Annotated in this window: 9 protein-coding genes; 7 read left to right on the top strand and 2 right to left on the bottom strand. The window is 39.8% G+C overall.

What is annotated here, in order from left to right; all coding sequences use genetic code 11:
- Positions 1 to 290: 290 nt before the first annotated feature.
- The 3 genes from JZO70_RS14155 (at position 291) to JZO70_RS14165 (ending at position 2,971) form a co-directional block, all read left to right on the top strand.
- Positions 291 to 1,217, top strand: coding sequence for a DMT family transporter (locus JZO70_RS14155; RefSeq protein WP_207674243.1), 927 nt, complete (start codon positions 291 to 293; stop codon positions 1,215 to 1,217).
- A 452-nt stretch (positions 1,218 to 1,669) separates the two neighbouring features.
- Positions 1,670 to 2,212, top strand: a complete 543-nt coding sequence (locus tag JZO70_RS14160) for a nitroreductase family protein (protein WP_207674244.1) — start codon at positions 1,670 to 1,672, stop codon at positions 2,210 to 2,212.
- A gap of 108 nt (positions 2,213 to 2,320) precedes the next feature.
- A complete protein-coding gene (locus JZO70_RS14165) occupies positions 2,321 to 2,971 on the top strand; it encodes a flavodoxin family protein (protein WP_207674245.1) in 651 nt (216 codons plus the stop codon).
- 113 nt (positions 2,972 to 3,084) lie between these two features.
- On the opposite strand, the gene JZO70_RS14170 is transcribed toward JZO70_RS14165, so the two are convergent.
- Complete coding sequence (locus tag JZO70_RS14170) at positions 3,085 to 3,966, bottom strand: LysR family transcriptional regulator (RefSeq protein ID WP_207674246.1); 882 nt, start codon at positions 3,964 to 3,966, stop codon at positions 3,085 to 3,087.
- Between the two features lie 175 nt (positions 3,967 to 4,141).
- Here JZO70_RS14170 and JZO70_RS14175 point away from each other — a divergent pair, with 175 nt between their 5' ends.
- The 4 genes from JZO70_RS14175 (at position 4,142) to JZO70_RS14190 (ending at position 8,577) form a co-directional block, all read left to right on the top strand.
- Positions 4,142 to 4,993 carry an aldo/keto reductase gene (locus tag JZO70_RS14175; protein ID WP_207674247.1) on the top strand — a complete coding sequence of 284 codons (852 nt, stop codon included), beginning with the start codon at positions 4,142 to 4,144 and terminating at the stop codon, positions 4,991 to 4,993.
- 12 nt (positions 4,994 to 5,005) lie between these two features.
- Positions 5,006 to 5,512, top strand: a complete 507-nt coding sequence (locus JZO70_RS14180; RefSeq protein ID WP_207674248.1) for a flavodoxin — start codon at positions 5,006 to 5,008, stop codon at positions 5,510 to 5,512.
- Positions 5,513 to 5,552: 40 nt separating this feature from the next.
- Positions 5,553 to 6,728, top strand: coding sequence for an MFS transporter (locus JZO70_RS14185; protein WP_207674249.1), 1,176 nt, complete (start codon positions 5,553 to 5,555; stop codon positions 6,726 to 6,728).
- Between the two features lie 94 nt (positions 6,729 to 6,822).
- On the top strand, positions 6,823 to 8,577 hold the full coding sequence (locus JZO70_RS14190; protein ID WP_207674250.1) for a 1-deoxy-D-xylulose-5-phosphate synthase: 1,755 nt from the start codon (positions 6,823 to 6,825) through the stop codon (positions 8,575 to 8,577).
- Positions 8,578 to 8,813: 236 nt separating this feature from the next.
- On the opposite strand, the gene JZO70_RS14195 is transcribed toward JZO70_RS14190, so the two are convergent.
- Positions 8,814 to 9,821, bottom strand: a complete 1,008-nt coding sequence (locus JZO70_RS14195) for a C40 family peptidase (RefSeq protein ID WP_242703950.1) — start codon at positions 9,819 to 9,821, stop codon at positions 8,814 to 8,816.
- Positions 9,822 to 9,915 lie beyond the last annotated feature (94 nt).

The raw sequence follows: 9,915 nt of genomic DNA on the forward strand, positions 1-9,915 counted from the left end.
TGAAACGTTGGTAGATCAATGATTTAAGCCACAAAAACGCCATACTTGATAACGAATTTCCTAACTAAAACCACGAATAAAAACCAAGGAAGCATAACCACAAAGTTATGACCTCCTCGCTATATTTTCATTTGAGCAAATCGAAGACCTAACTTAGAATAGCTAGTATTCTCAATGATAGTTGAAATGGACCACTGAAATTGGAGCTATTTATCATTGAGAGATGTAACCAATTGGATATCATGAGTAAAAATCATGTATGATTCAAAAACACATAAGGAGTGAAAAAGATGATTTACTTATTACTTGGGGTCTTATTCGGGACCTTACTACCTATCCAAACGGCAATTAATTCGAAATTACGATCTTTCGTCCAATCGCCATTACTGTCTTCAATGATTTCCTTCCTTGTCGCTGAGCTATTTTTACTCGTTCTTACGTTGGTTTCTGGTATTAACCCATTGATTTCAGTGGACTTTTTTCTTTCACATCCAAAATGGATCTGGCTTGGTGGCGTTTGCGGAGTGATTGGCTTAACCTCTATCATTTTTCTTTTCCAGAAATTAGGCAGTGTTCAAACGGTCATTTTACCTTTAATTGGTCAAATATTTATGGGTTTGCTGATTGATCAATTTGGTTGGTTTCATTCCCCTCAAATTTCTGTAACGCTGGGTAAAATTGCAGGCGTATTACTAATGATTATCGGTGTTGTATTTGTTATCATCTTGCCTAACCTCAAAAAAAATAAACTTAATACTGACAAACATGCACAACTATTGTGGCAAATCTATGGTGTAGTTGTAGGGATGCTAATGTCTTCACAATCAGCAATCAATGCAGAGCTTGGAAGAAATCTTGCGTCCTCCGTTCATGCTTCATTAGTTTCTTTTACAGTTGGTTCAATTCTTTTGTTGCTACTAGTTGGCTTTAAAGAACGTGGCTACGGAAAAATTAAGCTGGCATTAGGGAAAGGGAAACCTAAATGGATTTGGCTAGGTGGCTTTTTGGGAGGTTCCTACTTGTTAGGTCTTGTCAGCTTAGTTCCAATTTTAGGAAACAGTACCGTCATTTTGTTAACCCTGTTAGGGCAAATGTTAATTAGTTTGGTCATTGATCATTTTGGGCTTATCGGTGCGAAAAGAAATCGAATCTTGCTTGTTCAAATTTTAGGATCGCTTCTGATGATTACTGGTGTGGTGCTGACTAAAATGTATTAGTAATTAAATATACTTCATAGACTACTTTACAGAAACGGATTGGCAGTAATTGGGTCATAAACCATTTGCAGTAGTTAATAAAGACAAGTATTTTCTTATTGCTATCAGCTTCATCCTTGAAAATAGATCATCACTACAAAAGATAAGCAATGTGCAAAAATGCATTCGCTTATCTTTTTTCATTAATGAGATCAAGCTTATGGCATAGCACCGTCAAATTATATAACCGTTTAGTTATCACCTTATGTCAATATTGTAGTTTGCGTTATGAACAAGTGCAGCATAATATATAGTCAGAAGTGAGAGTATGGATCAAATTTACAGAGGTAATTAGATATGAGAACTGCCACACCTTGAACACAGTGTAAACGAGGAGCACCTACAGAGTATTTAACGGTATCCGGAACATGACTCTTGAAAGATTATTTACAAACAGAATATGGAGGTAAACGATGAACAGTAATTTTTTTGAACTTGCAGCAAATAGAAGGTCTATTCGCAAATTTACAGGAGAAACAGTAGATGAGAAAGATGTTGAAGAAATTGTCAAAACAGCGTTGTTAGCCCCTTCGTCTTGGGGTGGTCATCCAGTTGAATTTGTAGTGATAAAGGATAAAAAGAAAATTAGGGATATTGCAGCATGTAAGGCAATGGGCGCAGGACCGTTATCGTCTGCTGACGTGGCAATTGTCGTGCTTGTTAATAAAAAGAACTTGGAATTATGGATTGAGGATGGTGCAATTGCTTCTGCATACCTTCTTCTAGCAGCAGAAGAACGCGGTATTGGTGCTTGTTGGATTCATATTCGAGATCGCATGGGAAAACGAAAAAGTGCAGATGAGGAGATTCGGGATATCCTTGGAGTTCCAAATAATTATACCGTTCTTAACTGTGTGGCATTGGGACAAAAGAAAGAGCATAAAGCGCCTCGTAGTGAAAGTAAATTGCATTTAGAAAACATTCATTACGAACAGTTTGAATCTAAAAAGAAGTGAAAACCTGAATATAGAGGCCCTGCGAAAACGAATGAAAGTTGCTGTTATAATTGATCAGCCCCCTCTTCACAGTATAAAAATTAAAATTTAGTTATTGGAGGTTGCAACATGAAAGTCTATGCAATTAATGGAAGTCCAAGAAGAAATAGAAATACAGCCATATTGTTAGATGAAGCACTTAACGGCGTAAAAGAAGCTTTTGCTCCAGGAGAAGTCCAGACAGAACGCATCAACCTGTATGATTTGAAGTATACTGGTTGTAAAAGCTGCTTTGCTTGTAAAATTAAAGATGGAAAAAGTTACGGAAAATGTGCAATCAGAGATGATCTCTATCCGGTTCTTGAAAAGCTTGCAACAGCAGATGGAATCATCTTCGGTTCACCAATTTACTACAGAACAATCACAGGACAGCTCCATTCATTTTATGAAAGATTCTTTTTTCCGTATATGACCTATAAGATAGGCTATCCAACACTGGTAGAGAACAAAATGAAAACTGCCTGCATCTATACCATGAATGTAACAGAAGAAGAAATGCTGGCAGATGGCTATCGCGAACATATGAAATTATTTGAAATGTTTTTAGAAGGGTATTTTTCTAAACCGGAAACTCTTTTTGCTCACAATACCTATCAGTTCAATGATTATTCAAAATATGTCTGTGAGACATATACAGCAGAAGAAAAAGAATCCTATAGACAGAAACAGTTTCCAATTGACCGCGAGAAGGCCTATGACTTAGGAAAGAAGTTATTATAATATTCTATGTAACCGACTGGTATAAACGCCAGTCGGTTTTTTCATTTTCTGTTAGAAGTTATGACTAAGGGTCAGAAAATCTTCCATGTAATCTATCGCTTGTGACTAATTTTTTAAATATTTAGGCACTTCAAAAATTCTACAACATCTTGGGAAGGATTTTTCGGATACAAAATCCCAAAGCTGCTTCTCGGATCGATCTCAAGGGGGATCGTGACCAAGTTAGGATGGATATCTTTCCATTGTGGAAAGGAAAGCAGCACATTGCTGGTGTTACTACAGCGATTAAACGTACTCATATCGTAGAAATTAGGCAAATTCTCAAGGCTAATCACTGAGTCAGACTGAATAAACAACTGACGAACCGCATCATTCGCCGGACTGTCGCCCTTTTTCACCATCATAATGGTTTCCCCATCTAAGTCTGACACTGTCAGGCTTTTCTTTTTTGCCAAGCGGTGCTCTCTTGAAACGGCACAGCAAAAAGGAAGTGGTTCAAGTTCATAATACTGGCAACGTTCCTGCCACTGCTTTGAATCGCAGGAGCCAGCGATGATGTCGAAGGTGGTTCCTAAAGAATCTAAGACAGTTAATATGTTTTGTTTGTTGTCATCAAAGGGGATGATTTCAATTTTGAATTGCGGATAGGTGTCACTGATTTTCGACCACAAATCCATAATCGCCTTGCAAGGATTCAAAAAAGAAGTCCCGACGCGAATGGTATATTGATTGGTAGCGGCGACTTTTCGAGCTTTTTCAATTATTTCCTTTGAAAGAGCCATATACGTTAAAGCCTCTTGATAAAACAATTCTCCTGCTTCAGTCAGAAAAATCCCCTGACTGGTTCTCCTAAAGGCAGCAAATTCCAGCTGCTCTTCTAAATTATTCATCTGCTTCATCACTGCGGTGTTGGTAATAAAGAGCTTCTCCGCTGCCTTAGCAAAGCTCCCGGTTTCCACCACCGCAACAAAGGTATCCAGTAACTTATTGTACATACCAACCTCCTGCATAAACTTTATGTTTATACCATGATAACATTTATGCAATTCTCCTACAATACTATCCCTGCTAGAATGAATTTATCGAAGTGATAAGGAAAAAAGAATCGCGTATCGCTCCAATCACTAACTGAAATTTTGTCACTGAAAACCTATAAATGAGGAATGTAAAATGAAGAGTACCCAACTAAATAATGGTGTTGAAATGCCAATGCTAGGCTTTGGCGTGTTCCAGATTCCAGATCAAGAAGAATGTGAAAAGGTAGTAATCAGCGCCCTTGAGGCTGGCTATCGTTTGATTGATACCGCCGCAGCCTATCTAAATGAAGAAGCTGTCGGCAGAGCAATCAAAAAAAGCGGTATTCCCAGAGAGGAAATCTTTGTTACCACTAAGTTGTGGATTCAGGATGCCGGCTATGCAAAAACGAAAATTGCTTTTGAGGAGTCCTTACGAAAACTGGATTTGGATTATCTGGATTTGTACTTAATTCATCAGCCAATGAATGATTACTATGGTTCATGGCGCGCAATGGAGGAATTATACGAAGCAGGAAAAATTCGCGCAATCGGCGTCAGCAATTTTTATCCTGACCGACTGGTTGATTTGTGTATGAATGCAAAAGTTATTCCAGCAGTGGATCAAGTAGAATGTCATCCTTTCTTCCAGCAAAAAGAAGCCATGGAAGTGATGAAAGAATTTGATGTGCAAATCGAAGCCTGGGGACCCTTTGCAGAAGGGCAAAAGGATATTTTCAATCAGGAACTGTTAAAGGAAATTGCGAATAAGTATAACAAGACAACGGCACAGGTCATGCTGCGCTGGAACATTCAACGGGGCGTGGTGGTTATTCCAAAATCGGTGCACCAAGCACGAATTCAGGAAAACATGAACATCTGGGATTTTGAATTGACCCAAGAAGATCTTGACACAATTGCAACGCTGGATGTGGGCCATAGTGAAATTATTGATCATTTCACTGGGGAAACCGCCAAGTACTTAAACAGCCACAAAATCCATGAGTAACGGGCACCCCTTATGGCTGAGATTATTTTGTACTTTTCGAGAAGCGGGATCAACTATGTGAATGGCAGTCTCCAAAATTTGGCAGTGGGCAACACTAAAGTTGTAGCAGAAATGATTCACCAGATTACTGCAGCGCAGCTATTTGAAATTCGACCTTTAGTGGACTATCCCCTGGATTATTCGGAATGTCTTATGCGCACTAAACAAGAACAAAGAAAGGAGCTGCTGCCAGAGCTTTTAAGCTATCCGAAAGAGATTGATTCTTTTGAAACCATTTATTTAGGCTTTCCGATCTTTTGGCAAACCTACCCTAAGATTGTCCAGACTCTATTGTTAAAAATGGATTTTTCCAATAAAATCATCAAGCCTTTTTGTACCCATGAAGGAGACGGCTTTGCGAACAGTCTTCAGGACTTAGCAAAGGTATGTGAAAGTGCCACCTTAAAAGAAGGCATAGCAATCCCCGGAGGAAGAGTCAAAGAAGCCTTCTCTGATATCAATCAATGGGTTGGTTTATGAGAGTGAATCAACCCACAAATAAACGAAATGAGGCTATAACTTGTCAGATAAAAGAAATCGGTTTTTATTACCATTACTAGTTTGGGGCGTTTTCGGTATTCTAACTACCGAAATGGGAGTCATTGGTATCCTGCCCAGCTTTGCAGATAAATATAATGTGTCTATTAGTCAAGCAGGAATGCTAGTCAGTCTGTTTGCTTTAGGTGTGGCTATTGCAGGTCCCACCCTGCCATTACTATTCTCGCGATTTGATCGAAAGAAATCGATGTTAGCAGCTGCGGGTGTCTTCGTAGTGGGTAATATCGTTACGATTCTAGCACCTAGCTTTGAAATCGCCCTGCTGGCAAGAATTATTCCAGCATTTTTTCACCCAATCTATTGCTCATTAGCATTAACGATTGCTGGTGAAACAGCCGATAAAAAAGAAGCGCCCAAAGCCGTTTCTAAAGTCATTATGGGCGTGTCTGCCGGCATGGTCTTCGGGGTTCCGATTTCCAGCTTGATTGCCAGCGCCACGAATTTAGAAATTGCGCTCTTGTTCTTTACCTTTCTAAACGGAATGACCTTCCTGTTAACCTTGATTTTAGTCCCAGCATTGCCACCTAAAGAGCAACTTTCCTATGGGAAGCAGCTTAGCGTATTGAAACGTCCGGTTACTTGGTTAGCCTTGCTTTGTGCCTTGGGAATTGGTGCAGGCTTGAATGGTGTATATAGTTATTTAGCAGAATTTTTAGGTACGATTACGCAAATTGTTGGTAGTACTCAAAGTACAGTGTTATTTACCTTCGGGCTTACTAGTTTGTTAGGTAATTATTTGGCTGGACGAGTTTTATCTACCAATGCCAATAAGCTGATTTTTGCTTATCCCTTTTTACTAGCTTCCATCTACGTTTTACTGATCATTTTTGGCAATCACAGCTTGCTAATTTATCCGATTGCCGCGTTATGGGGCATGCTGTTTGGGATTGGCAACAATACGCAGCAATACATTGCTACGAAAAATATTCCCGATGCACCTGAATTTGCCAATGGCTTATACTTGGCTTCAGGAAATCTTGGGACAACCATTGGAACGGCTGTCGGGGGCGTAGTTATCTCGACGGTAGGAATTCAACTGATTCCGTTATGCGGCATTGCCTTTATGGGGACATTTTTACTAATAATTGTCCTGTTAAACATGAACCAACGAAGAGTCGGATTACTTAAAAACGATTAAGAGAAGTACCTAAGCAGTAAGAGAACTACAAATAATTTGAAGGTTTCTGCTGGAAATAAGATATTTCCAGTAATACACCAAACGGAGGAATAGTATGTTATTAGAAAAAGTAAAAAGTCCAAAAGATTTAAAAGAAATGTCTACAGAAGAACTACATTCAGTTGTAACAGAGGCTAGACAAGCTTTACTTGAAAAATTAAGTCAACATGGTGGTCATAACGGACCCAATTTGGGTATAGTAGAAATGACCGTGGCTTTACATCACGTATTTGATTCCCCAACGGATAAGTTCATTTTTGATGTATCCCACCAGTCTTATATTCACAAGATGTTAACAGGTCGGGCCCAAGCATTTACTGATTCGAATCACTATGACGATGTATCCGGATATACTAACCCGAAAGAAAGTGATCATGATCTTTTTTCAGTTGGACATACGTCTACTTCCCTTTCACTAGCTAACGGTGTAGCCAAAGCTCGCGATTTAAAAGAAGAATCTTACAATGTTATTGCCATTATTGGTGATGGATCGTTGTCTGGAGGATTAGCTTACGAGGGATTAAACAATATTGTCGAACAAGCGACGAATACAATCGTTATTGTTAATGATAACGATCAGTCCATTGCAGAAAATCATGGTGGATTATACACAAATCTACGCAATTTGAGAACTTCCAAAGGAACTGTGGAAGATAACTTCTTCAAAGCACTAGGTTTTGAGTACCATTATTTGGATGAGGGCAATGATCTCAATGAATTAATCGCTTTATTTAAGGAAGTTAAGGATACGGATCATCCTGTATTACTGCACATCCATACAGTTAAAGGCTATGGTTTCAAGTTTGCGGAAGAAGATCGAGAAAATTTCCACGCTGGTGGTCCTTTTAGCTTAGAAACCGGTGAGTATCTTTCAACCGAGTCCACTACCCCAACTTATGACAGTGTAACTACTGATTATCTGATTGAAAAGATGGCCAACGATCCTAAAGTTGTTGTAGTAAACGCTGGTACGCCAATAGTAGTGTTCTCTAAAGAGCAGCGGGAATCTGTTGGAAAGCAATTTGTGGATGTAGGAATTGCCGAAGAACACGCAATGACGATGACAGCTGGCTTGGCTAAAAACGGTGCGAAACCAATCTGGGCAGTATTTTCCACCTTTATGCAACGCAGCTACGATCAAATCTCTCATGACTTAGCCTTAAATAGCCTGCCAGGAACAATTTTAGTCTTTAGTGCCTCCGTAAATGGCATAAATGATGAAAGTCATTTGGGAATTTTTGATATTCCTTTCTTGAGTCATATTCCTAATCTCGTTTACTTGGCACCAACGAATAAGGAAGAGTACTTGGCGATGCTGGATTGGTCAATCGAACAAACCGATCATCCGGTAGCAATTCGTGTTCCTGTTAATGAATTAAACGAAACTGGTGTGGCTGACACGACTGACTACTCACAACTTTACAAAAACGAGATTACCCAAAATGGCACTCAAGTAGCACTGTTTGGCGTTGGTAATTTCTATGAATTAGCCCTGCAAGTTGCAGAGAAATTAGAAGCAGACCATCAGGTTAAAGCAACCATAATCAATCCAAAATTCATCTCAGGTCTGGACAAAGAATTACTTGATAGCCTAGAAGAAAATCACCAGTTGGTTGTAACACTGGAAGATGGTATTTTAGACGGAGGATATGGGCAAACTGTCGCAAGTTACCTTGGCGACAAAGATCTAAAAGTAATTAATTATGGTGTAGATAAACGATTCCATGATCGCTATAATCCTGCTGATTTGCTAGAACAGAGTGGTATAACTACAGACAACATTGTTCAACGCATTCTATCTAATATTTAATGAGACGAACCAACAAGGTTTTGTGAGTCTTTCATTTATCTAGTAGAGAACAAAATGAACTTTTGATATTCCCACATAGCCGATTGGTGTACTCGCCAGTCGGTTTTTGCATTTTTTAGGGTTTGTTAACTACTCACATATTATGTAAACAAAACGCCAAAAATACCTCATTTGAAATGGATGAGGTATTTTTGAGTTCCTTCTATCTAAATCAACACTCCCGACTTTCTAACATTTTAATTCAACACCCGCCCGGCACTTTCAAACGGATACCAACTGCTATGGGTAATCTTCACTGTCTCTCCAGGCTGCGGTGCTTGAATAAAATAGCCGTCGCCAATATATAGAGCCACATGATGAGCTGGTCGGCCCCAGAAAACTAAATCCCCAGGCTGCACTTCACTTATCGGAATTTCTTTAATAGATGCCTGTTGAGCCTGACTTACTCTTGGAATCGATATCCCATTTTGAGCAAAGACCCATTGCATCAACCCGCTGCAATCAAAGCCTGCCGGTGATGTACCACCCCAAACATAAGGAACCCCGAGATACTGCTTCGCGGTCAAAATAATATCCTGAGCTTTTTCCGTCACTTCTTCTTCCGTGGAAAGCGTCTGGCCTAAGACCACTTGTTGCCACAAGGCATCCTGTTCAGCCTTTAAAGCCTGTTCCTGCTGCTGCTCCTCTTCTTGAATCTGAGCCAACAACTCTTTATTATCTTTCAACTCTTTTTCCAGCTGCTCTTTGCTGGCGGTCTGCTTTTCAATCGTCGCTCGAAGCTCCTGCTGGACTGCCGCATAAGTCGCCTGCTTTTGTTCCAATTCTTTCTGCTGCTTGGTAATGGACTCTACTAACTCAGTATATTCTTTAGCCCGAGCAGCGTCGGTTTTGCGAATCGCTTCAATCCCTTTAACCGAACTCAGCATTTTCGCCCAGCCGTCGATCTGAAAGAAGGTAGCCTTTTGATTGGCATCCGTCAGTTGAATCGAACGAACACGAGCTTGGATTTCTTTTTCCAGTTGCATTAATTTGTCGGTCATATTGGTCACTTTCTTTTCTTGGGCAGCGAGTTCTTGGTTCAGCGTCTGGATTTGCTGCTCCTGTTCCGCCTGCTGAACCACTGTAGTTGAGATCTCATCGTTCAACTGACTCAGCCGTTCCTGCAGCTGAGCAATCGTTTGTTCCGTCTCTTCTCTAGGTTCAGCATACACCATTCCAGCAAAACTAAATAGCCCAGTTACCAATAAAATGATTATGTAGATTCGTTTAATCTTTCACACCTCCTTATAAAAAGTAAACATGCAACGATTTATGCGATAAAAACGCCCAATCCTCTGA

Source organism: Candidatus Enterococcus moelleringii, from assembly GCF_017377575.1.
Taxonomy (GTDB): Bacteria; Bacillota; Bacilli; order Lactobacillales; family Enterococcaceae; genus Enterococcus_A; species Enterococcus_A moelleringii.

Bases quoted from the DNA above. Each gene is read 5' to 3' on its own strand.
- JZO70_RS14155 (WP_207674243.1), top strand. From the start codon at position 291: ATGATTTACTTATTACTTGGGGTCTTATTCGGGACCTTACTACCTATC.
- JZO70_RS14160 (WP_207674244.1), top strand. From the start codon at position 1,670: ATGAACAGTAATTTTTTTGAACTTGCAGCAAATAGAAGGTCTATTCGC.
- JZO70_RS14165 (WP_207674245.1), top strand. From the start codon at position 2,321: ATGAAAGTCTATGCAATTAATGGAAGTCCAAGAAGAAATAGAAATACA.
- JZO70_RS14170 (WP_207674246.1), bottom strand. From the start codon at position 3,966: ATGTACAATAAGTTACTGGATACCTTTGTTGCGGTGGTGGAAACCGGG.
- JZO70_RS14175 (WP_207674247.1), top strand. From the start codon at position 4,142: ATGAAGAGTACCCAACTAAATAATGGTGTTGAAATGCCAATGCTAGGC.
- JZO70_RS14180 (WP_207674248.1), top strand. From the start codon at position 5,006: ATGGCTGAGATTATTTTGTACTTTTCGAGAAGCGGGATCAACTATGTG.
- JZO70_RS14190 (WP_207674250.1), top strand. From the start codon at position 6,823: ATGTTATTAGAAAAAGTAAAAAGTCCAAAAGATTTAAAAGAAATGTCT.